Annotated in this window: 24 protein-coding genes; 16 read left to right on the plus strand and 8 right to left on the minus strand. The window is 61.0% G+C overall.

The features are described 5' to 3' along the window. Positions 1-67: 67 nt before the first annotated feature. Complete coding sequence (locus BSG19_RS14030; protein ID WP_092988655.1) at positions 68-1,033, minus strand: bile acid:sodium symporter family protein; 966 nt, start codon at positions 1,031-1,033, stop codon at positions 68-70. 146 nt (positions 1,034-1,179) lie between these two features. On the opposite strand from BSG19_RS14030, the gene BSG19_RS14035 reads away from it, so the two are divergent. After that, positions 1,180-3,156 (plus strand): BCCT family transporter, encoded by a 1,977-nt coding sequence (locus tag BSG19_RS14035; RefSeq protein ID WP_092988656.1) that lies wholly within the window; start codon positions 1,180-1,182, stop codon positions 3,154-3,156. 132 nt (positions 3,157-3,288) lie between these two features. Here BSG19_RS14035 and BSG19_RS14040 read toward each other — a convergent pair whose 3' ends face one another. Continuing rightward, positions 3,289-4,617 carry an aminotransferase-like domain-containing protein gene (locus BSG19_RS14040; RefSeq protein ID WP_092988657.1) on the minus strand — a complete coding sequence of 443 codons (1,329 nt, stop codon included), beginning with the start codon at positions 4,615-4,617 and terminating at the stop codon, positions 3,289-3,291. A 97-nt stretch (positions 4,618-4,714) separates the two neighbouring features. Here BSG19_RS14040 and BSG19_RS14045 point away from each other — a divergent pair, with 97 nt between their 5' ends. From BSG19_RS14045 to BSG19_RS14075, 7 genes are all read left to right on the plus strand, one after another. Next, positions 4,715-5,704, plus strand: coding sequence for a substrate-binding domain-containing protein (locus BSG19_RS14045; protein ID WP_092988658.1), 990 nt, complete (start codon positions 4,715-4,717; stop codon positions 5,702-5,704). 33 nt (positions 5,705-5,737) lie between these two features. Next, positions 5,738-6,628, plus strand: coding sequence for an ABC transporter substrate-binding protein (locus BSG19_RS14050; RefSeq protein WP_092988659.1), 891 nt, complete (start codon positions 5,738-5,740; stop codon positions 6,626-6,628). Next, positions 6,625-7,569, plus strand: coding sequence for an amino acid ABC transporter permease (locus BSG19_RS14055; RefSeq protein ID WP_092988660.1), 945 nt, complete (start codon positions 6,625-6,627; stop codon positions 7,567-7,569). The genes BSG19_RS14050 and BSG19_RS14055 overlap by 4 nt, the downstream gene beginning before the upstream one ends. Positions 7,570-7,595: 26 nt before the next feature. Continuing rightward, positions 7,596-8,375: an amino acid ABC transporter ATP-binding protein gene (locus tag BSG19_RS14060; RefSeq protein WP_092989069.1), complete on the plus strand. Its 780-nt coding sequence runs from the start codon at positions 7,596-7,598 to the stop codon at positions 8,373-8,375. 82 nt (positions 8,376-8,457) lie between these two features. After that, a complete protein-coding gene (locus BSG19_RS14065) occupies positions 8,458-9,636 on the plus strand; it encodes a M20 aminoacylase family protein (RefSeq protein ID WP_092988661.1) in 1,179 nt (392 codons plus the stop codon). Between the two features lie 288 nt (positions 9,637-9,924). Further along, entirely contained in the window at positions 9,925-10,608 is a 684-nt protein-coding gene (locus tag BSG19_RS14070; RefSeq protein WP_092988662.1) for a glycosyltransferase family protein, read from the plus strand. A 183-nt stretch (positions 10,609-10,791) separates the two neighbouring features. Further along, positions 10,792-11,631 carry a glycosyl transferase gene (locus BSG19_RS14075; protein ID WP_092988663.1) on the plus strand — a complete coding sequence of 280 codons (840 nt, stop codon included), beginning with the start codon at positions 10,792-10,794 and terminating at the stop codon, positions 11,629-11,631. 32 nt (positions 11,632-11,663) lie between these two features. Here the strand turns inward: BSG19_RS14075 and BSG19_RS14080 are convergent, their stop codons facing one another. Continuing rightward, a complete protein-coding gene (locus tag BSG19_RS14080; protein WP_092988664.1) occupies positions 11,664-12,680 on the minus strand; it encodes a mitochondrial fission ELM1 family protein in 1,017 nt (338 codons plus the stop codon). Then, positions 12,677-13,627: a glycosyltransferase family 92 protein gene (locus BSG19_RS14085; protein ID WP_092988665.1), complete on the minus strand. Its 951-nt coding sequence runs from the start codon at positions 13,625-13,627 to the stop codon at positions 12,677-12,679. Before BSG19_RS14085 ends, BSG19_RS14080 begins: the two co-directional genes overlap by 4 nt. A gap of 147 nt (positions 13,628-13,774) precedes the next feature. Here BSG19_RS14085 and BSG19_RS14090 point away from each other — a divergent pair, with 147 nt between their 5' ends. Together BSG19_RS14090 and BSG19_RS14095 are read left to right on the plus strand one after the other, a co-directional pair. Next, entirely contained in the window at positions 13,775-14,620 is an 846-nt protein-coding gene (locus tag BSG19_RS14090; protein ID WP_092988666.1) for a 3-deoxy-manno-octulosonate cytidylyltransferase, read from the plus strand. Between the two features lie 37 nt (positions 14,621-14,657). Next, positions 14,658-15,395 carry a membrane-anchored protein gene (locus tag BSG19_RS14095; protein WP_092988667.1) on the plus strand — a complete coding sequence of 246 codons (738 nt, stop codon included), beginning with the start codon at positions 14,658-14,660 and terminating at the stop codon, positions 15,393-15,395. Positions 15,396-15,443: 48 nt separating this feature from the next. On the opposite strand, the gene BSG19_RS26095 is transcribed toward BSG19_RS14095, so the two are convergent. Next, positions 15,444-15,587: a hypothetical protein gene (locus BSG19_RS26095; protein ID WP_170865975.1), complete on the minus strand. Its 144-nt coding sequence runs from the start codon at positions 15,585-15,587 to the stop codon at positions 15,444-15,446. Here BSG19_RS26095 and BSG19_RS14100 point away from each other — a divergent pair. The 4 genes from BSG19_RS14100 to bluB all read left to right on the plus strand — a co-directional run bounded on the left by BSG19_RS14100 (position 15,586) and on the right by bluB (position 19,532). Beyond that, positions 15,586-16,740, plus strand: coding sequence for an ABC transporter substrate-binding protein (locus tag BSG19_RS14100; RefSeq protein WP_210185391.1), 1,155 nt, complete (start codon positions 15,586-15,588; stop codon positions 16,738-16,740). The genes BSG19_RS26095 and BSG19_RS14100 overlap by 2 nt on opposite strands. 107 nt (positions 16,741-16,847) lie before the next feature. Continuing rightward, the gene (locus BSG19_RS14105; protein WP_170865976.1) at positions 16,848-17,930 is read left to right on the plus strand and encodes a FecCD family ABC transporter permease; all 1,083 of its coding nucleotides are present in this window, start codon (positions 16,848-16,850) and stop codon (positions 17,928-17,930) included. After that, positions 17,927-18,727, plus strand: a complete 801-nt coding sequence (locus tag BSG19_RS14110; RefSeq protein ID WP_092988669.1) for an ABC transporter ATP-binding protein — start codon at positions 17,927-17,929, stop codon at positions 18,725-18,727. The genes BSG19_RS14105 and BSG19_RS14110 overlap by 4 nt, the downstream gene beginning before the upstream one ends. A 163-nt stretch (positions 18,728-18,890) precedes the next feature. Beyond that, complete coding sequence (gene bluB, locus BSG19_RS14115; RefSeq protein ID WP_210185392.1) at positions 18,891-19,532, plus strand: 5,6-dimethylbenzimidazole synthase; 642 nt, start codon at positions 18,891-18,893, stop codon at positions 19,530-19,532. A gap of 140 nt (positions 19,533-19,672) precedes the next feature. On the opposite strand, the gene BSG19_RS14120 is transcribed toward bluB, so the two are convergent. Then, complete coding sequence (locus BSG19_RS14120) at positions 19,673-20,446, minus strand: SDR family oxidoreductase (RefSeq protein WP_092988671.1); 774 nt, start codon at positions 20,444-20,446, stop codon at positions 19,673-19,675. A gap of 199 nt (positions 20,447-20,645) precedes the next feature. On the opposite strand from BSG19_RS14120, the gene BSG19_RS14125 reads away from it, so the two are divergent. Then, positions 20,646-20,933, plus strand: coding sequence for a hypothetical protein (locus tag BSG19_RS14125; protein ID WP_092988672.1), 288 nt, complete (start codon positions 20,646-20,648; stop codon positions 20,931-20,933). 15 nt (positions 20,934-20,948) lie between these two features. Here the strand turns inward: BSG19_RS14125 and BSG19_RS14130 are convergent, their stop codons facing one another. Continuing rightward, the gene (locus BSG19_RS14130) at positions 20,949-23,309 is read right to left on the minus strand and encodes an FdhF/YdeP family oxidoreductase (protein ID WP_092988673.1); all 2,361 of its coding nucleotides are present in this window, start codon (positions 23,307-23,309) and stop codon (positions 20,949-20,951) included. 301 nt (positions 23,310-23,610) lie between these two features. On the opposite strand from BSG19_RS14130, the gene BSG19_RS14135 reads away from it, so the two are divergent. Continuing rightward, positions 23,611-24,279, plus strand: a complete 669-nt coding sequence (locus BSG19_RS14135; protein WP_139274775.1) for a hypothetical protein — start codon at positions 23,611-23,613, stop codon at positions 24,277-24,279. Positions 24,280-24,304: 25 nt separating this feature from the next. Here BSG19_RS14135 and BSG19_RS14140 read toward each other — a convergent pair whose 3' ends face one another. After that, entirely contained in the window at positions 24,305-25,006 is a 702-nt protein-coding gene (locus tag BSG19_RS14140) for a response regulator transcription factor (RefSeq protein ID WP_092988675.1), read from the minus strand. Between the last annotated feature and the right edge of the window lie 30 nt (positions 25,007-25,036).

Raw genomic sequence — 25,036 nt, forward strand, 5'->3', positions numbered from 1 at the left:
TTACAGATGCGATCTGCATGCTGACCCTGGCGATTTGCACATTCCACTCGGTGCCGACCGGGTCTATTCACTTCAGTTTTTTGCCAGACTCGTCGGCCCCAGTCGCTGTTTCGATGCGCGAGGAAAACCAGTTGGCGAGGAGCGCTCCGGAGATGTTGTGCCAGACACTGAAGATGGCGCTGGGGACAGCGGCGAGCGGGGAGAAGTAAGCCGTGGCCAAAGCCGCGCCCAGGCCGGAATTCTGCATGCCGACCTCGATCGCTATGGCCTTGCGCTTGGCAAGCGAAAGGCCTGCCGCTTTCGCTGCGAAGAAGCCGAGGAGATAACCAAGGCCATTGTGAAGAACGACGACAGCGAAGATCATCAGGCCAGACTGTGCGATCGCCGCTTTCGAGCCGCCGACAACCGCAGAGACGATAAGGACGATGCCGATAACGCTGACGAGCGGCAACGCGGGCACGGCGGCCTTGACGACGCCGGGCAGCAGCTTTTGCAAGAGGGCCCCGAGTGCGAGCGGCACCAGCACGACCTTGACGATGCTGAGGAACATCGCCCAGCCGTCGACCGGCAGAAACTGGCTGGCGAACATCCAGACGAGAAACGGCGTTACGAGCGGGGCAGCCAGCGTCGTCACCGATGTGCAGGCAACAGACAACGCCACATCGCCCTTGGAGAGAAAGGTCATGACGTTGGAAGACGTGCCGCCGGGGCAGCAGCCGACAAGGATGACGCCGGCGGCGACTTCGGGCGGCATGGGGATGATATACGTCAGGAGAACGGCGAGCAGCGGCATGATGGCGAACTGTCCGACGACGCCGATTGTCACATCGAACGGCCGCCGCAGGACCTCGCGGAAATCATCGACCGACAGGGTCAGGCCCATGCCGAACATGATGATGGAGAGAAGCGTGACGATCCAGGGGCCGATCTGCTTGAATGTGTCCGGAAAGAAGAAACCGAGGACAGCAAAGAGGATGACCCAGACGGCAAAGGTCTTGCCGACGAACGTTGAAAAGGATGCCAGGCGGTTCATTTGCGCACTCCCGATGCGGTTTGAGCGTGGTGTAAGCCGCCGGTTCGCCCTGTCAAGAGTGCGTCACCTGCAATCCAAGGCTTTCCCTTTTTGCATATCGTTCAACGATTTGTTAAGAAGCCGCTTACAATCCCGGAAGGAAGCTGATGTTCAAGTTCACAATCAACCCACCCGTCTTCTTCGGTTCCGTCGCGATCATCCTCATGTTCGTGGCTGTCGGAGCTGTCGTTCCGGCGCAGGCCGAGGCTATCTTCGGAGCGCTGCAGAGCTGGATCCTCTCGTCCTTCGGATGGCTTTATCTGCTTTCGGTCGGCGTGTTTCTGTTCGGCATCCTCATCCTCGCCTTTGGCCGGTATGGTGACCTGAAGCTCGGACCGGACGATAGCGAGCCGGAGTTTCGCTACCTGTCCTGGATCGCCATGCTCTTTGCCGCCGGCATGGGCATCGGCCTCATGTACTTCGCCGTCGGGGAGCCGATGACGCATTTCGCGGCTCCACCAACAGCCGATCCCCTCTCGATCGCGGCAAAGCGCGAAGCGATGAGCGTGACCTTCTTCCACTGGGGTATCCACGCCTGGGCGATCTATTCCGTTGTCGGACTGTCGCTTGCCTATTTCGGCTACCGCTACAATCTGCCCCTGACCATTCGCTCGGGGCTCTATCCTCTTCTGAAAGAGCGCATCAACGGCCCGATCGGGCACATGGTGGATATCTTCGCCATCTGCGGCACGCTCTTCGGGATCGCGACGTCGCTTGGCTTCGGTGTTCTCCAGATCAATGCCGGCTTGAACTTCCTGCTCGGCGTGCCGGTGTCGTCCGTCGTACAAGCCGTCCTGATCGTCGTCATCTCGGCTGTTGCCACGTTGTCCGTCGTCAGCGGTCTCGACAAGGGCGTCCGCATCCTCAGCGAGTTGAACCTCGTCGTCGCGGTAGCCCTCATGGTCTTCGTGCTGGTCATGGGTCCAACAGCGCAGTTGATGCGGGACTTCGTACAGAACATCGGGCTTTACCTCGATACGTTCCTGCTGCGCACCTTCAACATCTATGCCTATGAGCCAACGCCGTGGATCGACTCCTGGACGCTGTTTTACTGGGCGTGGTGGATTTCCTGGTCCCCCTTCGTCGGCATGTTCATCGCTCGCATTTCACGCGGACGCACGGTTCGTGAGTTCGTCATTGCAGTTCTTTTCGTGCCCAGCACCTTCACGTTTCTCTGGATGACCGTCTTCGGCAACACCGCGATCGATATCGACCAGGGGATCGCTGCCGGCGCACTCGGGCGGGCCATTTCGGCCGATATATCGGTGGGGCTCTTCCAGTTCTTCCAGTATCTGCCGTTTCCGGCCATCACATCGGCCCTCGCTGTCGCTCTCGTTGCCATTTTCTTCGTCACATCGGCGGATTCGGGCTCGCTTGTCATCGATACGATCGCGGCTGGCGGCGAAACGAACACGGGAACGATGCAGCGCATCTTCTGGTGCGCGCTCGAAGGATTCGTGGCGATCGTTCTGCTGCTGACGGGCGGATTGACGGCGCTGCAGTCGGCCACCATTGCCTCGGCCCTGCCGTTCGTCTTCGTGATGATGGCGCTCCTGTTCGGGCTGTTCAAGGGCATGCGCGCCGACATGGCGCAGCGATCTGCGCTCGCCGGACCGACGGTCGCGCATCCGGCTGCGGGCATCACCTGGCAACGCCGGCTGGCATTGGCATTGAATGCGCCGACCGCAACGGAGGTTTCCGCCTTCATCGACGGCGTTGTGCAGCCGGCGCTTGCAGCCGTTGCAGCCGAACTCAAACGCGGCGGCCGCGATGCCACGGTGGAGCGAAGCAGCGAGGGAGTTGTCGTGAGTTTGTCCGTTCCGGCCGAGCGCGTGCGGGATTTCGTCTACGCCGTCTCGCCGGGAACACAGAAATTGCCTGCCTACACCGCATTCGAAGCGACGAAGATGGAGCTTCGACATGAGGCGCGGACATCGTTCTCCGACGGTAGTCGTGGCTACGACATCATGGGCATGAACAAGGATCAGATCATCACGGATGTTCTCGCCCAGTTCGAGCGTTATCTCGCGCTGACGGCCTCGACCGAAACAGTGCTGATGACGAACGCGCCTGAACATTTCTAGGACAGCCATGAAGCGGCGCGGCATCGCGCCGCTTCATTATCCTGACGGAAGGCAAGGGTCAGCATGCCGATCTTGACGAGCAAAACGCCGCTGCCACGTCCAAGCACCGAGCGAACAGCTTCCCTGCCCCCGTCATGGCTCTGAGCAAGCCAGCATGATGCCGTCGGCAACCTCCTCGCAGCGCTCCGTAAGTGTCCCTGTGCCGACACGGATGTGGTTGCTCGGCGATACCGAGAACTTGGCGCCGGGGTGAACGGCGATGCCCCTGGCTGCGAGCGTCACCATCGCAAACGGGGCAGATGCGACGGGAACCCAGGCGCAGAGACCGCCTCCATCGCTCACCTGCACATCGCGATCCTTGAGCGCCACGGTCAGAGCATCCCGGCGCTGCTGGTAAAGTTCGCGCGCCCGATCGACGACAACGCCGGTCTCCACATCCCGCAGAAGCCATGCAGCAGCACCTTGAAGGATACGACTCGTCCAGCCGGCGCTGAAGCTTCTGTACGACTGGATCTGATCGACAATCGCCGCCGAACTCGAAAGCACGGCAAGCCGCAAGTCCGGACCGAAGGTTTTCGAATAAGACAGGATATGGATCACGCGATCGGGAAACCGGTTGCCCATCGACTGGCGCGAGGCGGACGAGATATCCCCCACACCGTCATCCTCGATGATCAGCGTATCCGTGCCGTCGAGAATACCGGCAAGCTCCGCCAGCCGCTCCGGACTGACCGTTTGCCCCGTGACCGAATGCAGGCGCGGCTGAAACAGGAACGCTACCGGCTTGTACGCCATCGCTTCCCTGAGCGACGACGGTAATGGGCCCTCTGCGTCACAGGTGACAGGGACGATACGGACCCCCCGATCCTCCAGAATGTCGAGAAGCCGCATCGCCGTGGGATCCTCTATGGCGACCGCCGCGCCCGGCATGACAAGCGCATGGAAGAGGGTGTAGACGGCGTTGTAGCCGCCATTGGTCGCCAGAAAGGCTTCGGCCTCGTATGGCCATGTCGCGCGCACCGCAGCTTCCAGTTCCGGCAATATGCGGCTTCGCTCGTAGCTGTTCAGCCCTTCGGCCGAAGCGCCATAGGCCATGGCTTGCGCCAGCGGCGGCAACAGGCGCGTGTCCGGCACGGCCTGGGTCAGGTTGAGCACGTCGCTTCCATAGCGGCCTGAACTTGCCAGTCGGGCCGGCTTGGCGATGAACCGGTCGCCACTGACGAAGGTGCCGTTCCGGCCTCGACCCGTGAGAATCTTCTGTCGCCGGAGATCGCTCCAGGCTTCCGATAGTGTCGCCGGGCTGACATTCAGCCGGAAAGCCAGATCTCGGATCGGCGGCAGCTTCGCGCCGACCGGCAACGCGCCCGCGCGGATCAAGGCACTGGTTTCCAAGGCAATCCCCCGGATCGTCCTATCGCTCAATCTTTCGGCAAACCAATCGCTATTATAAAGGGTGCTCATTTTTCCGCCACTTTAAATGTTCAATAACGTAATATCATTTGATCGATCAGATGTGAACATTTACTCTTGGGTAAGTCAAACCTTCCGAGAGAATTGCATGTCGATCACCCTGCGCCTTGCCCTTCGTGACTGGGATTACATGACCCCGCTGGTTCTCGGGGAGGTTTCCTCGCCACGGGTGACCATCGAGGTCGATCGCGTCGGCACCCTCGTGCCTCATATCGGCCGCGACGATGCGCACGATGCGGCCGAGATGTCGTTCAGCCGCTACGCCCAGCTTGTCAGCGACGGCGATACCTCGGTTGTCGGTATCCCCAATTTCATCATGCGGGGTTTCCGGCATCGCTGCATCATCACCACGAAGACCAGCGACATCAGCGAACTCCGTCATCTCGGCGGCAAGCGTATCGGGGTCACCGGTTGGCGCGATTCCGGCAATACCTGGACACGCGCAGCGCTGCGGCGAGAAGGCGTCGGGGTAGAGGATGCCTACTGGTTTGCCGGACGCCTGACCGACGCGCATCCGGTCACCGACCGGCTCGATGGCTTTGGCCGCCCGGGTCGTATCGAGGCGTGCCCGGACGAGCGCCCCATGATGGAGCTTCTTTTGGAAGGCAAGCTCGACGCCGTATTCACACCGTTTATGCCGGATGGATTCTTCGAGGCGAGTTCGCCATTTCGCCAGGTGCTTGCCGATTTCAGAGCCGACGAACGGCGCTACTTCAACGAAGTCGGCTATGTCCCGGGCATGCATCTGATCGGGATCAAGGCCGACATTGCCGCTGCGCATCCTTGGCTTGCCGGGGAACTGAGCGAACTGATCGATGAATCGCAGCGGGTCTGGACTGCCAAGCGCCGGAAATATGCCGAAACGACGCCCTGGATGTTCGACGAGATCCTGAAGACCGCGCGGGATCTTCCGGCCGACTGGAACAGGAGCGGGTTCGAGGCCAATCGCACGATGATCGCCGGTTTTGCGGAAGAATTGCATGTGCAGGGCATCATGCCGGCCCGCCTGTCCCCGGAGCAGCTGTTTCCGGGGGAAGCGAACGGTGCCCTTGTCGAACGGTCAGCCAAAGCGTCCTGAAGATCCATCAAAACCAATAAAAGGGAACTGCCAATGCCATCGAAATCCATCACCTCGCTCGTCCTTGTAGGCGCTCTTCTGTCGGGAACCGCGCTGGCGCAGGATGCGGCCATGCCGAAACTCACCGTCGACGAGGCGCTGCATGCGCGGCTTCCGGAAGACATCCGAAACGCCGGCAAGATGATTTCCGTCAACAACGGCTCTTTCCCGCCCTATGAAATCGTCAAGGGCACCGAAATGACGGGCGCAAGCGCCGATCTGACCGATGCGCTTGGCGAGATCCTCGGCGTGAAGATCGAGCACGCGACGGTCGGCGGACTTCCGGCTCTGCTTGCGGGCGTGAATTCCGGGCGCTACCAGTTCGCGTTCGGCCCCGTCGGCGACTTCAAGAGCCGCGAGGAATCCAATGATTTCGTGGACTGGGTTCAGGAATACGTAGTCTTCGCGGTCCAGAAGGGCAATCCGAAGGGGATCACCTCGCTCGACACGGCCTGCGGCCAGCGCATCGCCGTTATGGCAGGCGGCTCGGCCGAGCGCGTCATTCAGGCACAGCAGGAAAAGTGCAAGACGGACGGCAAACCGGCTGTGGAGATCCAGTCCTTTACCGACCAGCCGAGCTCGATTCTGGCTGTCCGTTCGAAGCGCTCGGACGCTTTCTTTTCATCGCAGGCACCCCTGACCTATTTCGTCTCGCAGGCCAACGGACAGCTCGAACTGACGGGCATCGGGCAGAAGAACGGTTTCGAAGCGCTCTACCAGGGCGCCGTTGTGCCGAAGGGATCGCCGCTCGGTGAGATCCTTCGCGATGGTGTCAAGGAACTCATGGACAACGGCACCTATGCCGCGATCATGAAGAAGTGGGGTCTTGAGAACAATATGCTCAAGGAGCCGGGCATCAATCTCGGCGGAACCCTGCCAAAATGAGCGCCGCGTTCCCAACAAACCCGACGGGATCGGTGGACGCACGTGATGTCGCGACCGCGCATCGCCCGTTCCGCACCGACCGGCTCATCCTCTGGACGATCACGCTGGCGATCGCCGCTAATTTCGCGTGGGTCGTCGCTCACAACGAGAATTTCGGCTGGCCCGTCGTCTCGCAGTATTTCTTCGATCCCACGGTGATCAGCGGGTTGTATGTCAGCCTCGGCCTGACCGTGGTCGCCATGGCAATCGGTGTCGTCCTCGGCCTGTTGCTCGCCATTGCGCGCCTGTCGTCCGACAAGCTGGCCTTCACGCTGGCCGGCCTGTTCATCTGGTTCTTCCGCGGCACGCCGCTCCTGGTCCAGCTGATCTTCTGGTACAATCTCTCGACGCTGTTCCCCACCCTCTCGATCGGCATCCCCTTGGGCCCGACGCTCGCCAGCTGGGACACCAATTCGGTCATCACCCCGATGACCGCCGCCATCGTCGGCCTCGCGCTCAACGAGGCGGCCTATATGGCGGAAATCATTCGCGGTGGCCTGCTCTCGGTCGATCGCGGCCAGGCGGAAACGGCTGAAGCTTTCGGCATGGCCCGGGCTCGCACGCTCTGGCGCATCGTCATTCCCCAGGCCATGCGCTCGATCGTGCCACCGACAGGAAACCAGCTGATCAGCATGATCAAGGCGACGTCGCTCGTCAGCGTCATCGCGATGGCCGATCTGCTTTATTCGGTCCAGTCGATCTACAATGCGACCTTCGAAGTCATCCCCATGCTGCTGGTGGCCGTCATCTGGTACCTGCTGATAACCTCGGTGCTCAATATCGGGCAAGGTTACATCGAACGCTATTATGGGCGCGGTGATCGCCGCTCGGGGGATGCAGCCGCCGATGTTTCTACGAATGCCGGCCCGGTGTCCCCCATCGTACAGGAGGCAAACCATTGAACATCCCGGCGACCATCACCCCGCAGATGATCGAGGCGGCGCCTGTGGCACCTCTCGTCGTGGCTCGCAACGTCCATAAATCCTTCGATCGCCTGGAGGTGCTGAAAGGGATCGACCTCGACGTCTCCCCCGGCGAGGTCGTCGTCATCCTTGGCCCGTCCGGATCCGGCAAGTCGACCTTTCTGCGCTGCATCAACCATCTTGAGGCGATCAACAAAGGGTCGATCTTCGTGGACGGCGAGCAGATCGGCTACCGCCTGAAGAACGACCGTCTGGAAAAGCTCTCGGGCAATGCCATCGCCCGGCAGCGGCGCAAGATCGGCATGGTCTTTCAACAGTTCAATCTCTATCCCCACATGACCGTGCTGCAGAACATCATCGAGGCGCCGGTCGGCATACACGGAGAAAGCCGGAAGGCGGCAACCGAAAACGCCATGCTGCTTCTCGATCGCGTCGGGCTCTCCGCAAAGGCCGGCAGCTACCCGCGACATCTCTCGGGCGGCCAGCAGCAACGTGTCGCGATCGTGCGCGCCCTGGCGATCAAGCCGAAACTGATGCTGTTCGACGAGCCGACCTCGGCGCTCGATCCGGAACTGGTGGGAGAGGTCCTTTCGACCATGCGCGACCTTGCAAGCCAGGGCCTGACGATGATCGTCGTCACTCACGAGATCGGGTTTGCCCGCGAGGCCGCCGACCGCGTCGTCTTCATGGATGGCGGCCATATCGTGGAGCAGGGACGTCCGGAGGACGTTCTCGGAAAGCCGCAGCATCCGCGCACGCAGGCCTTTCTGTCCCGCTTCATCTGAAGTCCGCGCCTGACGCAACCCAGACGCTGCGCTCCGGTCAGGCGCGCAGTCCATCCCCCTTGCCTGAACACTGGATTATCCGATGACACGCGACAATGCCTCTGCCCGTATCTCCGACTTCGACGCCATCAAGAACGACCTCATCGCCACGCGCCACCACCTGCATGCCCATCCGGAACTGTCCTTCGAGGAAGTCGAGACCGCGCGTTTCGTGGCGGAGAAGCTTGAAGGCTGGGGCTATGACGTCGCCCGCAATGTCGGCGGGCATGGCGTGGTGGCGCGCCTCAAGGTCGGATCCGGCACGAAAAGCGTCGCCATCCGCGCGGATATGGACGCTCTCCCGATCACGGAAGAAACGGGCCTTGCCTATGCAAGCACGGTTGTAGGGCGAATGCATGCCTGCGGTCACGACGGGCACACCACGATGCTTCTCGGCGCAGCGGAATACCTTGCCCGGACCCGCCGGTTCGACGGCACGGTCAACCTGATCTTCCAGCCGGCAGAAGAGGCCGGTGTGGGAAGCGGCGCGCAGGCGATGATCGCCGACGGGCTGTTCGAGCGCTTTCCCTGCGACGCGATCTTCGGCCTTCACAATCATCCCGGCGCACCGGCCGGACATTGGCTGATGCGGTCCGGTCCGCTCATGGCGGCGGCGGATACCGTGAAGATCACCATCACCGGCAAGGGTGGCCATGCCTCGCGTCCGCATCTGACGATCGATCCCGTGGTGATCGCCTGCACGCTCGTCGTTTCACTGCAGTCGATCGTCTCGCGAAACATCGATCCGACGCAGACCGCTGTGATTACTGTCGGCGCCATCCATGCGGGCGAGGCGTCGAACGTCATTCCGAACACCGCGACGCTATCGTTGAGCGTGCGGTCCTTCGAGCCGAAGATTCGTTCGCTGCTTGAACAGCGCATCCGCGCGATGACGCAAGCGGTGGCCGAAGGACATGGCGCGTCGGCCGAGGTTGCTTTCGAGCATGGTTATCCCGTCGTCGTCAATTCGGATGCAGAGACTGCGTTTGCCCGAGGCATCGCGGAGGAACTGGTCGGTACCGAGAATGTCTCCACCTGCCACCTCATCCCCGGCAGCGAGGATTTTGCCTACTTTTTGGAGCATCGTCCAGGCAGCTTCCTGCGCCTTGGCAACGGCGTGGATTCCGAAATTCTGCATAGCTCGAAATACAACTTCGCCGACGAGAGTCTCACCACAGGCGCGGCAATGTGGGCGAGGCTTACGGAAAGATTTCTTTCTTGAGACCATGGTGCTGAGTTAGCCGAGGGAAAGTACGGTCGCCGCACGTTTGTCCATGCTCTCATCATTCGAGCCGCCGACCGGAAGAGGCCACTGTCGGAATCGTCATAGGGTTGCAGCTTACGCAAGCCGCTGATATCCCATCGCGATGGCTATGACTGACCATGCCGCCCGCTGAAACTTCCATAAGGAGACCGGCGGCGTGCATGGGATGCGCCGCAGGATCTCCGGCGTCAACCGGGCGACACGTCCTGCAGCGTGATGGAAACGCACCTGAGGAATGAGAGAGATATGACTGAAATTGCCAATGTCTTCATCGGTTTCGACACCAAGGAAGTTGCTGCCTATCACGTCCTTTGCCAGAGCATTCTGGAGAAGAGCTCGATGCCGGTATCGTTCACGCCGATCGTGCTGAGCAATGTCGGCAACATCTTCACGCGTGAGCGCAATGCCCTGCAGTCGACCGAATTTTCCTTCTCACGATTCCTCGTGCCGTATCTCAGCAACTTCGAAGGTTGGTCGCTTTTTGCCGATTGCGACATGCTGATGCGCACCGACATCGCCAAGCTATGGGAACTGAAGGACGACCGATACGCAGCCATGTGCGTCAAACACGACTATGTGCCGAAGGTTGAAACGAAATTCCTCGGTCAGGTGCAGACGAAGTACGAGAAGAAAAACTGGTCGAGCGTCATCCTGTTCAACAATGCCAAGTGCCGCAAGCTGGATCTCGACTACGTGAACACCGCGACCGGCCTCGAGCTTCATCAGTTCAAGTGGCTGGAGTCCGAAGATCTGATTGGCGAACTGCCCCCGGCCTGGAACTGGCTGGTCAACGAGTACGAGCACAGTGACGATGCCGCCTTGGTGCATTTCACGGATGGTGGCCCCTACTTCGAGGAATATAAAAACGACGACTACTCGGAAGAGTGGTTTGCCACGCGCGAGCGCATGCTGCACGTCCAGCAGCGTTGATCCTGCTCTGATGCGGCAGGCTGCACCTCGCGGTCTGCCGCATCAATGCATCGTCTACAGGCGCTTCACATGTCATTTCCGCACCCCCCTTAAAGACGGGAGAATATTGCTGTAGGAGGTGGCGCAGGAGCCGCATCGCGATCGCACGGTCGCAGCGCTGCAGGGTCCGCAAGGGGTCGGGATATGACGTCGAAAGTTTTGGAAGCCAGCGGTGGCGTGAAGCAGATCATCTGCATCAACTGGGGCACGAAGTACGGCCCACCCTTCATCAACCGGCTCTATGCCATGGTGGAGCGCAACATCACCCCGCCCTTCACGTTCACCTGTTTTACCGATAACCGGGATGGCATCCGGCCCGAGGTCGCCTGCGAGGATCTTCCGGAACTCGACGTCGTCATGCCCGTCAACTCGCGCGGGATCTGGCCGAAAGCGAGGCTCTGGAGCAAGACGCTCGGCAACCTCAAGGGCGCGGTGCTGTTCCTCGATCTCGATCTCGTCATCGTGTCGTCTCTCGACGATTTCTTCACGGTCGGGGGACCGGACGATATCGTGATGGCGAAGAACCAGACGACGCCATTCGAGCGCTTGGGACAAACGTCGCTCTTTCGCTTTCCCGTCGGCAAATTGTTGCCCATTCAGGAAAAATTCCGCGCCAATCCGCAAGAGGTGGCGGACAAATATCGATACGAACAGCGTTTCGTCACCAAGAATGCACCGGGTGGGGTCAAGTTCTTTCCGAGACGCTGGGTCCTGCATTTCCGCCAGGACTGCCGTCGTCCGTTTCCGCTGAATTACGTCCTGCCGCCCAAACTACCGAAGTCGGCCCGGGTTATCATCTTTCCTCGCGGCCTGCTCCCCCAGCACGCGCTGGAGGGGAAGTACGGAGAAAAGCAGGCTGCGGCCAAGCCCGGAACGTACTTCATGGACGTCGTAACCGGCAGGAGACGCAGGCACACTCTCTTCAAAGATCTGCGCCACTACATCAAGCCGACCCTCTGGGTAGGGGATCATTGGCGGGAATAGGCCACCGCCTCACTCATTGAAACGTTGATTTCTCAAATCTGTCGCTTCACGCTGATGGCGGAACTGGGCGGACCACGATCATGCCGGTCCGCCAAGGCCTGCGCCACAATCCCGCCGATGCGTTTGGTCTCGTTGAGAGGCTCGTATGCATAGGCCCCAAGCTCGCCATTGAAGGCCCTGGTGAGTTTCAACGTATCGCGCAGGTCTCGGTGATACGTTTCGAATTTCGTCAGCCGCTCGCCAGGAACGGGCGTAAGATCGAGTGTGTAGACAGGTTTTCCCGTCACCAGCGCTTCACAAGGCATCGTGATCGAGTCCTTCCCGATCAAAAACGCATCTGCAGCCGCCATGAACGCGAAATAGGGATTTTCACCCGTTCGGTCCCAGACGGTGACGTTGGAAGACCGCAGCTTCAAGACCGCCTGCAAGGTCTCGTCGCTCGATCTTCGCGAGACAGAGATCAAGACCTTCCACCCCGCAGCCTCCAGACCCCGAACGGCATCCCGGATCGCCAGATGGCACCGCTCGTCATAGAGATAAGCGCCGTTGGAGCCACCTAGAAAGACGGCGGCTACGCGATCTCCCGGCGCAGCATATCGTGTCCGGCCGCCTGCATATGTCGCCAGTTTCTCGGGCGTTATCTGGTGCGGAACGCCCACCATCTTGTGCACGTGGTCGATGCCATCAAGCTCCGGAAGCCAGTCGTGCCGCGAGACGAAGACCAGATCGTAACCGTCCACGCGCGGGCGTTGCAGATGCACGGCGAACGGCCGTCCGCCAAAGGCGTGCTTCATGGCGAGCACGGGCTCTTCCGCGCGGAAACCGCAGGACACCATGAAAGCGGGTTCCTCCTCACGGACCGAGAAGAGGCGCGGGCAAAACCATTTGCGCCAGCCTCGCAGCCGCGTCACGATTTTGACGACGGGTTCCGGATCGATCTGCCTCGCGATGCCGAGACACTGTGTCAGCGTGCCCGCCTTCTCTTCGGTGACGGCCCAGGCCTTTGGCACGCGGCGCAGGCTCTGGATATTATCAGGATGTCCGGTCATGCGTCTGCTCCAGCGATTGGGAACTGGACCGCGGACTGGCCCAGATCGATCCTGTTCTGTTCGATGAAGGCAACCATGCCGCGGTCCTCTATCACGTCCTGCTCGATGTACCGTGCGGTCGCCGCGACCTTTCGGATGTATTTCTCCGTGGTATCGTCGAACGACCACCCGCGCGAGACTTTCTCTGCCAGCTCCTCTTCCGACTTCAGGTAGTAGTGGTTGAGCTGCAGGTACTCGGCCGAGTAGAATGTCTCTGCTTTCCGGTCGCGTACGGGCGAGACGGTTCCGGCATCGTTGGATGTCCGGTCGCCGAAATCCCTGGTTCGGAAACGATGGACGCTCACGCCGGTGACGCGCGTGGGGTCGACGATGCATTTGAAATTACTGGCATTCGCATCCTGCCGTTCCGGGTGGGCGACCCGCGTTGTATAGCTGAGGCAGACCGGCCCCTTGGGACGCGACCGGTGCCCGCCATGGCCGAACATATGCCACGGCAGGGAAATGTTCGGAAAGCCTCCGGCGTGCCGCAGCGCGTCTTCGAGCGTGCTATCCCGCTTTGGAAAGAGGAATTCATCGACGTCGATGAAGGCCATCCAGTCGTATCGTCCGCCGAAGTTGAGCAGAGCATGTGCGAAGGCGATGGCCTGACCGTTCAGCACCACCGATGTACCGTCGTCGCGCATGCGCATGATCCAGGGAACGATCGTCAGAAACTTCGACGACAAAAGCGAGCGCAGGATGTCCATCGTGCCGTCCGTCGAACCATCGTCGTAGATATGGAAGTGCCGAACGCCGATCGCCCTGTGGAAGCGGACCCATTCCTCGATATAAGGCGCCTCGTTCTTGACGCAGGCCATGATGGCGATACCGTGCCGATCAGCCTGCGGCACCGGCGGCACGATGGCGAGTTCCCGCGTGAAACTCCGTTTGCTCTTCCATCCGAACATATTGTAAGAACCCGATGACAACAGGACCGGGCCGGCCCCATACCGACCGCGTCCGCATGGGCTTACTATCATCCCGGACCGTAATTCAACAGCGTCCGTCCCGATGAACCGGGTTTCACCCGATATCGTCTGAAAGTGTCAAATCTTATGGAATTTCCCGGGTATCATGAAGGCGCGCCGGTCGCCGCCACCACATCGGGCCTGACGTCCGAACAGGCTTGGACAGCGTTCTTTTCCCGCTTTCCACACATCATCCTTGTCGCCAACAGCGAACAGGTCGATGTACCCGCGCTGCAGCGCGTCTATCCCGCAGACTCCCTCTTCGTTTTCTTCAACAAGGCTTACAAAGTTCTCCAGCATCCGTTCGCCGGCCATTGCATGCTCGTCTCGCGTGCGCAGCCGCGTGGCGCGAACATCGTCTACCGGGGAGAGGTCGAGCAGGTCCTTGCGCTGTTTGCGCCGTCCACGTTTTGCGGCATCGCCAATATTCGCCTCGCCGAGAGCGAGACGCCGAACACGCAGGCCGATTACGGTGGCACGGCGACCGGTCATCTTGATCTGACGGAACTTTGCCGGGAGATCTACCCCTCCGACAAGCTGCCGACCTCGGGATTCGCGCTCGCGTACTGGCTGCTGGAACGACGGGTGCCGGTCAAGGTCGTGCTCGCGGGCTTTTCCGCCAAAAGAAGCGAGAAATGGCGCGTCGTCGCGGTGCATGACTGGACGTTCGAGCAGGTGTGCCTGAAGGTCTTCGCGCAGGCCGGCAAGCTTACGCTGCATGAGGCGGACCTCGCCAATCCCTACGCGAAGCTTGCCGCGCGTTTCCCCGAGATTCCCTCGGCCGATATAGCCTTCACCATTGCCGACGTTCTCTCGCAACGTCTCGGCAATACCGATGCGCAGGTCGACAAGCTCATCTCCCTCACTGGCGTCTTGAAATCGGCCGATCTGTTCCTGCGCAATCTCAAGCCGCGTTTCCTGAAGAAGCGGTGACGAACCCTCCCGCGGCAAGCAGCATGAAGGTCTATCGATGACGAACGTCAAGAAGTTGCTCGTTGAGACACGGCAGCGCCTCCACCGGTCGCTGAAGTACCGGCTAAGCCGCCCCATGCCGCCCGCATGCGCCCACGCGTTCGAAGGCCCCGTCGTCGTCGTCGGTTCGGCCCCGGTCATTCACAAACCCGAGGGGTGGGACGAGTCTTTCAGCGTCATCACGATCAACGGCTCCCAATCCGCCATCCGCGCCTGGGGGGTCGATGTTCCCGACATCACCTTCATGATGTTCAATCAGGTCGAGGGCACCAATACGAACGCCGTCGAAGTGCGCCGCGTCCTGTCCGGACAGAGGACGCGCAGCCTGTACGTTCTCCTCTGGCGCAAAAACGCTCGGCAGCGGCTGGTGAATGGCCTGAAGGCCTTCGACTATGGCTACGATGAACTCGTCATCGTGGACCGCTACGAACGCATGGCCTTGCTCGACCGCATCACCGGCCGCAAGAACACGGAAGTTCGCACCGAAGACAAGTGTTCGAACGGCCTGAACGCCGTTCTCTTTGCTCTCCACCACGGCGCGCCGCAGGTCATTATCACCGGCATCAACCCGAATTCCACGGGGCATTCCTACAACCAGACCGGCCTCGCCCGCGCTCACGTGCAGATGGACAAGACAATCATCGAACAGCTGCTTGCGGAAGGGCGGCCGCTTTTCACCGCCGATCCGCTGGTATCGCGCGATCTTGGTATCCCCTTGTGGACCGGGCGAGCATAGCGTTACCTCACGCGACAACACAATCGGGGGTTCGGTTCGATAAAAACGTCACGATACTTGATTGACGCGCTCATCTTTATCCTTTAGCAAACGCGCATCGACCAGATCTAGCCAGTTGGTCGGGGCGGCAGAGGAGTGCATGCGGGAGGAAGGCGGATAGAGCAACCGTTCTTCGAAGGAAATTGAACCCATGCGCCTCCTCAGATCAGCCGTCGTGAAAGCGGCCTTTCTCGCATCCGCCTGGATGACCCTCTCCGCCGGCACGGCCGCAGCCACCGATTATCCCCTTGTCGTCAAAGACATTTCGGGCCGCGAGATCACAATCGCTTCGGAGCCGAAGCGCATCGTTGTGCAGGACGGACGCGATCTCTTCGCACTGGCGCTGCTCGATCGTGCAGATCCGTTTGCGCGCGTCGTCGCCTGGAACAACATTCTCTCCCGCTCCGATCCAGCATCCTGGGCCGTTTTCCAGAAGCAGTGGCCGGAAAGCTCGGCAAAGCCCATCGACATGAAATTCGGTGACGAGGGACAGGTCAATCTCGAACAGGTCGCCGCCACGAAGCCTGATTTGCTTGTGTTCCAGACGCGCGTACGGCAAGCCCTCGACGATGCGGACCTCTTCAACCGGCTGGCCAAGCTCGGCATTCCGATCATTCTGATCGACACAGAACTGGAGCCGACAATCAACGGTCCGAAGACCGTGGATCTTCTCGGCAAGGTGCTGAACCGCGAGACGGAAGCGAAGGAATTCACCGACTTCTACGCCGAGCGCCTTGCAAAGGTGAAGGCAGGCTTCGCCGGTGCCGAAAAGCCGAGGGTCTTCGTAGAGGCCAAGGCCGGACAGAAGGGCCTCGACTCCTGCTGCTTCACGCATGGCGATGTCTATTGGGGCAAGATCGTCGCAGACGCCGGTGGCATCAACATCGGCACCCAGCTGGTCAAGGGCCGCACCGGGGACGTGACGACGGAAACGCTGATCGCCGAGAAGCCGGATGTCTTCGTGATGACGGGCTCGCCATTCTCGAATGAAGGTTCGGTCTCCCCCACCTTCGGGCTGAATGCCGACAAGGCTGCCATCGAGACATCGCTTAAGACTTTGTCCGAGCGAAAGGGCTTCTCCTACATCAAGGCCGTCGAAGAGAACCGCGTCGTCGGCCTCTACCACCAGCTCTATGCCAGCGCGTGGAACATCTATGCGGTCGAATATCTCGCCAAGGCCTTCTATCCCGAGCGTTTTGCAGATCTGGATCCCGATGCAGACCTCGCAACGATCATCGGCAGCTTCACGGGTCTTCCCAAGGACCTGACGACCGTCTATGGGGCAAAAGCCGCACCGACCAAGTAGTCCGCATGAAAGACCTGCATTGCCGACGGGCCGCCAGACGGCCCGTCATCCTGATAGACGATCCCTGTATTGAAAGACGCATGGATCGAGACGCGGCAGAGAACGATTTGGCTTTACCCCTGACGGAAACCGCAGCGCCGGAGAGCGCCGAGGCCCATTACGGCGAATCGGTGATGCGGCGCGTGCTGATCATCGTCGCTCTCCTTGTCGTGCTCGCCTGCGCCTTCATCGCAGATATCGCCATCGGCTCCGGAACGCTCTCGCCCGCCGATGTCGCGAACGTGCTGTTTTCCCCGTCGACGGCAGATGCGAGCAGCCGTTTCGTCGTGTGGGAACTGCGCATGCCGATGACCTTGATGGCGCTTGTGACGGGGATCTCACTGTCTCTCTCCGGCCTCCTCATGCAGACGATCCTCGACAATCCGCTTGCCGAGCCCTTCACGCTCGGCGTGTCCTCCGCCGCGGGTTTCGGCGCGGCGCTGTCGCTCGGCTTTTCCGTCTCGCTTACATCCGCCATGCCATGGATGCCGCCCGAGTTGCTGACGGCGGCCAATGCCTTCCTTTTCGGCCTTCTGGCAACCGGGCTCGTCCTGGCACTCACGCGGGGCGGCACAAGCGTTCAGGCAATCACGCTGCTGGGCATTGCCCTGCACTTCGTCTTTTCCTCGCTGCTGTCACTCGTCCAGTACATGGCGAGCGTCGATCAGCTGCAGAGCATCGTCTTCTGGCTGATGGGCTCCTTGCAGCGCGCAACCTGGCTCAAAGTATCGATCGCGGCGGGGCTTTGCGCCATTGCGCTGCCCATCGTTCTCCTGAATGCCTGGGCCTTGACGACCATCCGCTCCTTCGGCGAGGAGGCTATCGTCTTCGGCGTGCGCGTCAGGGCGCTGCGGATCATGATGCTGACCATTTCGGCGCTGCTCGCCGGCGCAGTGACCGCCGTCGTCGGCATCATCGGTTTCATCGGACTTGTGGGCCCGCATGTCGCCAGACTGCTGGTGGGTGAGGATCATCGCTTCACGATTGCCGCGACAGTGGCTGTCGGCGGGGTCTTCGCCGTTCTTGCCTCGCTTGCGACCAAGGTCATCGTGCCCGGAGCGGTGCTACCGCTCAGCATGGTCACGTCTCTGACCGGCCTGCCCTTCTTCATCTTCCTCGTCCTGCGACAGTCGCGGAGCCCGGGCGCATGAGCCTCTCGGTCGGAAACTACAGTGTCACCATCGGCGCGCGCCGTGTCGTGCAAGACGTGTCATTCGACGCAAAGCCAGGCCGGATGCTGGCGGTTCTCGGCCCGAACGGTGCTGGAAAATCGACGTTGCTGAAAGGGTTCTGCAGCATGCGGCGCGGTGAAGGCCGCGTTCGGCTGGATGATACCGACCTCCTCGCCATGCGTCCCATCGACCGGGCGCGGCAGGTCGGCTATGTCGCGCAGGATCTGGCCCAGCTCGATGTCGCCCTGGATGTCTTCGAGCTGCTGCTCCTGGCCCAGAGCGGCGGACGGCGCTCGTGGCGAGCCCCGCCACAGGCCTTTCGTCGCGCAGAGGAAACGCTGGAGACGCTTGGCTTGTCGCGTTTTGCCCGCTGCCGACCCGGCCAGCTCTCGGGCGGGGAGCGGCAGATGATCGGCCTTGCGCTCGCTCTCGTGCGCCGGCCGCGCCTGCTGCTTCTCGACGAGCCAACCTCGGCACTCGATCTCGCCAACCAGCTGCAAATTCTCGATGCTGTCGCCGAACATACGCGGCAGCATGAGGTGGTGACACTTGCCGTGCTGCACGATCTCAATCTGGCAACACGCTACGCCGATGAGGTTCTTCTGCTGAAAGACGGCCGCGTGCACACATCCGGTTCGACGGAAACGGTCATGGACCCCGCAACGATCTCCGATGTTTACGGCGTCGAATGTCACCCCCTGCCTGTCCCCGGGACACGGTTCACGGCATTATATCCCGTGGCGCGCACGGCAAGCACGCGGCATCCGGCGGACTAGCGTCTTACCGCCGCTTCGGCAGATCGAAACATGCAAGCGTCGGCAGACCTCCGCTCACATACACCTGCGCCATCTGGCGCTGGACAACCCGCAACTGCTATGCAGCCGGTGATCCGTCACATGGTCGTCTCCATGGGTAGAGAATGCTGGAGGAATGTGGCCGATGCCACAGCGAAAAATATTCGATTCCGGTTTCCGTGACGAACTCACGCAACTCCTGACGTGGCGTCGCGATGTGCGGCAGTTCCGTACGGATCCGCTTCCGCCGGGAACGACCGAGCGCCTTGTCCAGGCGGCTAGCCTTGCACCTTCGGTCGGCCTCAGCCAGCCCTGGCGTTTCGTCTTCGTGGAGGACGCCCGTCGGCGGACGACCGTACGCAATGTTTTCGAAACCTGCAACGCCGCAGCACTCGCGGGCTACTCCGGTGAAAAGGCTGAACGCTATGCGCGGCTGAAGCTCGCGGGCCTTGATGCTGCGCCCTGCCAGTTCGCCGTATTTTGCGACCGTTCGGTTTTGCAGGGGCACGGGTTGGGGCGCAGTACCATGCCGGAAACGCTCGATTACTCGGTAGTGCTCGCAGTTCACACGCTATGGCTTGCCGCCCGCGCAGAAGGGCTTGGGCTCGGCTGGTTGTCGATCCTCGATCCGGCAACCGTCGTGGCCGCGCTGGATGTACCAAAAACCTGGCATTTCATCGGCTATTTCTGTCTTGGCTATCCCGCAGCCGAAGACGATACGCCGGCGCTGGAACGCGCAGGTTGGGAGCAGCGCTGCGACCCGGCACGTGTGATCGTCAGGCGATAGGCGACAGACGTTCGTAACACGCGCTCCGACAGAGCTCGGCCGTTCTCGGCCTCCGCTTCCTGGCAGTGCCTATCGCGGGTATTGCTGCGCCAATGGGGCCCGGAAACTGCGGCGTACCGTCGCAAGCCGAGGAACCGCCGCTATCGCAATAAGCCTTGCCCGCCATCGATCCAGATGGGAGAGCCGGTGATATGGCGTGACTTGTCGGATGCGAGGAAGGCGATGAGATTCGCGACATCCTCGCTTCGACCGGGCTTGCCGCCCGTGAGGGGAACCTGACCTTCCGGCCATTCCACCGGTATACCCGTTTCCTCCTCCTTGCGCTGGTCGGTATTGGCGGAGATGCGCGTTTCGATCTCTCCCGGGCAGACAGCGTTGATGCGGATGCCATGGCGGGCAAGCTCCAGCGCAAGTTGCTGTACCATTGCAACCTGACCGGCCTTGGTTGCGGTGTAGGCCGTGGCGCCCGGCGTCGTGAATGTTCGCGTCCCGTTGATCGAAGAGACCACGACGATCGATCCGCCACCAGCCTTTTTCAGGTGCGGCACGGTCGTGTGTATGGTGAGGTAGGTTCCCGTAAGGTTGATGGCGATCGTCCGGTTCCATTCCTCCGGCGTGAGGTCGTCGATGGGGGCCCAGACGCCGTTGATGCCGGCATTGGCGACCACGACATCAAGTCTGCCAAACCGTTCCGTCAGGCGCGAGAGGGCGTTCCGCATCTCCTCATGCTCGGCCACATCGGCCGTCAAGGCCTCCACCTCCGCGCCTGTCTTCCGGATCTCGGCCGCCGTCTGTTCCAGTTCGTCCGGCGTATGGCCGAGGACACCGATCCGATATCCGTCCTGCGCAAGCACTAAGGCCGCAGCCTTCCCGATTCCGGATCCGGCTCCCGTGACAAGTGCGACCGGCGTCATGTATCGTCTCCTTCGAACACTGCTTTCCCGCCTAACCGACAGCGACGACGCCCGGTTCCCGAAGGTGTACGACCGCGAGGAGAGGCGGTGCAGTCAACGCAGGGAACCAAGGCTTCTGCGAAGGGTTTGGCAGCAGCAGCATTCGATGAAGCCTGTTGCGGAAGACGGACTGACCCGGCATGCTTGAGGAGACACGCATATGAACCTTCGCATTGCCGGCATTCTTGCTATGGGCTTATCGCTTGCAGCCTGCACCACGGCCTCGACCGAGTTGGAGCCTATCCCCGGCAGCCTGATCTATAATGGCCAGCCGCGCACGAAGCTGACGAAATCGCCGATCGGCTCCACGTTTACCCACCGCTTCCTCGACCCGCGAGGCGACCGCTATCTGGAGACCTACCAGATTCAGGAAGACCGCAGCGTCAGGCTCATCTCCCGGCGCAAACTCAATATCTTTGTCGGCTTGGGCAACGATCGCGATTATTGACGAGGCCCGAAAGCCTCAAGCGCGTGGCATGACGGCAACCGCTTTCGGCACGATCTCGGACACCTCCGGGCGACTGTCTGCGGGATTGCCGGGCTGCGTCCGGGTGATGACCACCGGCACGGACTTGGCAGCGGGCGTGTTGCTTCGCGTATCGCGATGCGACAGGGACAGGAGTCCATTCGTCTCGGGATAGTAAGCCGCGCAGCAACCTTCCGGCACGTCATAGGCAACGACTTTGAAGCCGCCCGCCCTCCGTTCGATACCATCACCCGCAACGGCTGCGAAATCGACGACCGTTCCCTCGGGAACGCCGAGCGTCGCCATATCCTTCTCGTTCATGAAGACCACCATGCGATCCCCGGATATGCCGCGATAACGGTCATTGTTGGAATAGACCGTCGTGTTGAACTGGTCGTGGCTGCGGAGCGTCATCAGTTGAAGGTGCGGCCGCTCCGGCGCATCGTCATTCTGGTCCTTGAGGTCCGGATTGAACAGGAAGTTCGCCCTGCCGGTCGGGGTTGCCCAGCGACGCTCGCTCGCTCCGTTCGGCAGGCGGAAGCCGCCGGGCTTGCCGATCCGGATATTGTAGTCGCGAAATTGCTCGGGAAGCACCTCCTCGATCTTGTCGCGGATACGGTCATAGTCGGCGACGAGGCCGTCCCAATCGATGGATGCGCGATCCGCAACGGTGGCCTTGGCAAGGTTGGCGACGATCCAGGGCTCGGAGCGGCAATGCTCGCTCGCCGGCGCCAGGCGCCCCGTGGAGCCATGAACCATCGAAAAGCTGTCCTCCACCGTCACTGTCTGCGCGACGCCCTGCTGCAGATCGAGCTCCGTCCGGCCGAGCGCGGGGAGAATGTAGGCCTGCTTGCCATGGATGAGGTGGCTGCGATTGAGCTTCGTCGCGATCTGCACCGTCAGACCGATCTCGGGCACCTTCTCCGCGATCCGATCGATATCGGGGATCGCGCGGAAGAAGTTGCCGCCGAGCGCGAGGAATGCATCTACCTCGCCGCGAAGGATCGCCTCGCAGCACTCGGCAGTATCGTGACCATGCTCGCGCGGGCTGACAAAGCCGAAAGCCGCATCCAGCTGCGAGAGAAAATCTTCCGTCGGCGTCTTGTTGATCCCGACCGTGCGGTCGCCCTGGACATTCGAGTGTCCGCGGATCGGACATGCCCCCGCGCCGAGGCGGCCGATATTGCCACGCAGGAACAACAGGTTAAGGATCTGCTGCATGGCATCGCCGCCATGCTTGTGCTGGGTGATGCCCATGCCCCAGCAGGCAATGACCCGCTCTGCCTTCATATAAATGTCGGCGGCCTGCTCGATCTGTTCGCGGCTTAGCGCCGTGTAGTGCTCGATCTCGTCCCAGCTCAGATTACGTATGAAGTCTGCGAAGGCGGCAAAGCCCGCCGTATGCTCTTCAAGAAACGCGGTATCGAGGATCCGCGTATCGCCGGAGGCGAGCGCCGCATCGTCGGCTGCAATTACCACCTTGCAGATGCCCTGCATGGCCATGATGTCGCCGCCGGTGCGCAGCTGAAAATAGTTGGAGGTGATCGTCTGGCCTCTGCCCGTCAGCATCTCGACCGGGCTCTGCGGATCGGTGAACCGCAAAAGCGCCCTCTCCTTCAGCGGATTGAACGTGACGATCGGCACGCCGCGCTTGGCCATGTCGTGCAGGTAGGTCATCATGCGCGGGCTGTTCGTGCCGGGATTCTGCCCGATGATGAACAACGCGTCGCAATGTTCCCAGTCCTCGAGCGTCACCGTGCCCTTGCCGATACCGATGCTCTCCGGCAGCGCGACCGTCGTCGTTGCATGGCACATATCCGAGCAATCGGGAAAATTGTTGGTGCCGAGAAGCCGGCCGTGAAGCTGCCAGAGGAAGGCCGCCTCGTTCGAGGCTCGCCCGGATGTGTAGAATTCGACCCGCTTCGGATCGAGATTGCGCAATATGCCACCGATTTCGGCGAGTGCGACCGACCAGTCCACCGGTTGATAGGTGTCCGTTGCGGCATCATAGCGCATCGGATGCGTCAGGCGGCCATGCGCCTCCAGCTCATGATCGCTCCAGGACTTCAGGTCCTCAACCCGGTTCGTCGCAAAGAAATCCGGTCCGGTCCGCTTCTTCGTTGCCTCCCAGGCGACGGCCTTGGCACCGTTCTCGCAGTATTCGGCGAAATGCGGCTTTTCCGGATCAGGCCAGGCGCAGCTGGGGCAATCGAACCCTCCGGGCTTGTTCATCGATAGAAGTGCACGGTTGCCCTTGAGAAGAATTTGCTGCTTGCTCAGATGCTGCTCGACGGCGTTCAGTGCCCCCCATCCGCCTGCTGGTGGTTGTTGTGGCGCCGCCTTGCGTCCGTCAGCCATCTCTTTCTCCTCTTTGTCCGCTCGGATAAACGCCGCCGAACCCTCTCCGCCTCACGAAGTTCCCGGGATGCATAATGCTTTGCGCATATGCAACCTGAAGTCTCGGGCCGCATCTTGCATTCCTCCGCACGATCGGCAACCACCAATATTCGAAAGGAGAGAGATACCCGTCTTTCAAATTTGTTATACGCAGGCCGACCTTTCGGACGTCCGCCTCCAAGGCCATTTACTGTTTTTTACTATTCAATGAGAGTCGGTTAAGGCGCCCACCTGCATGGTCCAGCCAAGATAGAAATGGAGCATGACAATGATTGGCCAGGCTTTCGCACCGCAGACAGACTCTTTCACGGGCTTCGACATGAAGACGAAGATGCCACGCAAAGGTAATAACCGTCTGGATCGGGAATCGATCATCGCACTGCAGCGGATCGACATTTTCGACGCCGTCTGGAGCGGTGCTCTGTCGACCTCGTTTGCGCCGAAGAGTGCCAGCGGATCGAACACAGCTTCGCTTCGACTGGTGAACAGCCTGCAGCATCGCGTCCTCGGAACTGTCGCATCGGATGAGCTTCTTGCGGCCATGAACATCGAGCAGGCGCGGACGCTGTTTCTCTGCAACCTCTCGCTGGTTCAGGAAAAGCTGCGCGACATGCCGTCAAAAGATTCTCGCGCCCAGTTTGAAATTCCTGTGGATGCGGCGGCTTTGGCGACCCTGGGCGGGGAACTGCGGATCATCGCGCAGCACACGCCGGACCTCTTCAAGCGCGTTCAGGTGACCCATTCGGAAGACGATCTTGCGGCCTTGTCTTCGATTCAGATCGAACAGCTCAAGGCGCTGGAAGCGCTCGGCCTGCGCCTCAATACACGTCGTTCGGCAGGCGCCCGGGCGGGCAGCGACAGCCACATGGATACGCGTCTTCATCCGTCGATGATCTCGTCCTCGACCTTCCGCGCACACGCAACGATGTAGTCGGGCGGCGGTCGCAGCCTGCCCGTCAGCGCTGCGACGCTTCCAGCCGGTAGCCGACCCCGCGCGCCGTCTGAAGATGAAGGGCGCTCTGAGCATCGAGCGCGGAAAGTTTCCGTCGAATGCGCCCGACATAGACATCGAGCGTCTTGTCCGCAGGATTGAATGCGCGGAAGAAGGCATGCTTGTAGATGGCCGATTTGCTGCAGGTCCTGCCGGCATTGGCGTGGAGGTAGCCGAGAATCCGGGCTTCGGCGTCCGTCAGCGATTCGACGGCCGTCCCGAGACTGAGATGCCGGATCTGGAGATCGCATTCGACGCGATCGACCAGGAAGGTGCCCGTGAGCCCTTCCGGCTGAGCGGCCTTGCGAACGGTGACCAGCCGCGCCACCCGGGCCTGCAACTCTCGAACGGAGAAGGGCTTCATCAGGTAATCGTCCGCACCGACATCGAAGACGCCCGCACGCGTGTCGGGCGTACCCGTCCCCGAAATCATCACGATCGGCACCGTCGAATGCGCCCGGATCGTGCGAAGGATGCCGAGACCATCGCCGTCCGGGAGATGAATGTCGAGCACCACGGCGTCGAACAACATCAACTCCGGCCCCGTGATCAGGCTGAGGGATTGCGCGTAGGTCGAGACGACCTGCAGCGTGTCGCCGGCAACCGGCCACGTGCTTTTCATTGTCTTCGCAATGAGAACGTCGTCTTCGATGATCAGAATATCCATGTCAGCTCATGCTGCTTTCTCTCTACGCAT

Source organism: Rhizobium sp. NFR03 (genome assembly GCF_900111275.1).
Taxonomy (GTDB): Bacteria; Pseudomonadota; Alphaproteobacteria; order Rhizobiales; family Rhizobiaceae; genus Ferranicluibacter.

What these genes read in the sequence shown, in the direction of transcription:
- BSG19_RS14130 (WP_092988673.1), bottom strand. Translation starts at nt 23,309, where the DNA reads ATGGCTGACGGACGCAAGGCGGCGCCACAACAACCACCAGCAGGCGGA.
- BSG19_RS14125 (WP_092988672.1), top strand. Translation starts at nt 20,646, where the DNA reads ATGAACCTTCGCATTGCCGGCATTCTTGCTATGGGCTTATCGCTTGCA.
- BSG19_RS14040 (WP_092988657.1), bottom strand. Translation starts at nt 4,617, where the DNA reads ATGAGCACCCTTTATAATAGCGATTGGTTTGCCGAAAGATTGAGCGAT.
- BSG19_RS14120 (WP_092988671.1), bottom strand. Translation starts at nt 20,446, where the DNA reads ATGACGCCGGTCGCACTTGTCACGGGAGCCGGATCCGGAATCGGGAAG.
- BSG19_RS14100 (WP_210185391.1), top strand. Translation starts at nt 15,586, where the DNA reads ATGCGCCTCCTCAGATCAGCCGTCGTGAAAGCGGCCTTTCTCGCATCC.
- BSG19_RS14035 (WP_092988656.1), top strand. Translation starts at nt 1,180, where the DNA reads ATGTTCAAGTTCACAATCAACCCACCCGTCTTCTTCGGTTCCGTCGCG.
- BSG19_RS14060 (WP_092989069.1), top strand. Translation starts at nt 7,596, where the DNA reads ATGATCGAGGCGGCGCCTGTGGCACCTCTCGTCGTGGCTCGCAACGTC.
- BSG19_RS14095 (WP_092988667.1), top strand. Translation starts at nt 14,658, where the DNA reads ATGACGAACGTCAAGAAGTTGCTCGTTGAGACACGGCAGCGCCTCCAC.
- BSG19_RS14045 (WP_092988658.1), top strand. Translation starts at nt 4,715, where the DNA reads ATGTCGATCACCCTGCGCCTTGCCCTTCGTGACTGGGATTACATGACC.
- BSG19_RS14050 (WP_092988659.1), top strand. Translation starts at nt 5,738, where the DNA reads ATGCCATCGAAATCCATCACCTCGCTCGTCCTTGTAGGCGCTCTTCTG.
- BSG19_RS14065 (WP_092988661.1), top strand. Translation starts at nt 8,458, where the DNA reads ATGACACGCGACAATGCCTCTGCCCGTATCTCCGACTTCGACGCCATC.
- bluB (WP_210185392.1), top strand. Translation starts at nt 18,891, where the DNA reads ATGCCACAGCGAAAAATATTCGATTCCGGTTTCCGTGACGAACTCACG.
- BSG19_RS14055 (WP_092988660.1), top strand. Translation starts at nt 6,625, where the DNA reads ATGAGCGCCGCGTTCCCAACAAACCCGACGGGATCGGTGGACGCACGT.
- BSG19_RS14135 (WP_139274775.1), top strand. Translation starts at nt 23,611, where the DNA reads ATGACAATGATTGGCCAGGCTTTCGCACCGCAGACAGACTCTTTCACG.
- BSG19_RS14085 (WP_092988665.1), bottom strand. Translation starts at nt 13,627, where the DNA reads ATGTTCGGATGGAAGAGCAAACGGAGTTTCACGCGGGAACTCGCCATC.
- BSG19_RS14070 (WP_092988662.1), top strand. Translation starts at nt 9,925, where the DNA reads ATGACTGAAATTGCCAATGTCTTCATCGGTTTCGACACCAAGGAAGTT.
- BSG19_RS14110 (WP_092988669.1), top strand. Translation starts at nt 17,927, where the DNA reads ATGAGCCTCTCGGTCGGAAACTACAGTGTCACCATCGGCGCGCGCCGT.
- BSG19_RS14080 (WP_092988664.1), bottom strand. Translation starts at nt 12,680, where the DNA reads ATGACCGGACATCCTGATAATATCCAGAGCCTGCGCCGCGTGCCAAAG.
- BSG19_RS14140 (WP_092988675.1), bottom strand. Translation starts at nt 25,006, where the DNA reads ATGGATATTCTGATCATCGAAGACGACGTTCTCATTGCGAAGACAATG.
- BSG19_RS26095 (WP_170865975.1), bottom strand. Translation starts at nt 15,587, where the DNA reads ATGGGTTCAATTTCCTTCGAAGAACGGTTGCTCTATCCGCCTTCCTCC.
- BSG19_RS14030 (WP_092988655.1), bottom strand. Translation starts at nt 1,033, where the DNA reads ATGAACCGCCTGGCATCCTTTTCAACGTTCGTCGGCAAGACCTTTGCC.
- BSG19_RS14075 (WP_092988663.1), top strand. Translation starts at nt 10,792, where the DNA reads ATGACGTCGAAAGTTTTGGAAGCCAGCGGTGGCGTGAAGCAGATCATC.
- BSG19_RS14090 (WP_092988666.1), top strand. Translation starts at nt 13,775, where the DNA reads ATGGAATTTCCCGGGTATCATGAAGGCGCGCCGGTCGCCGCCACCACA.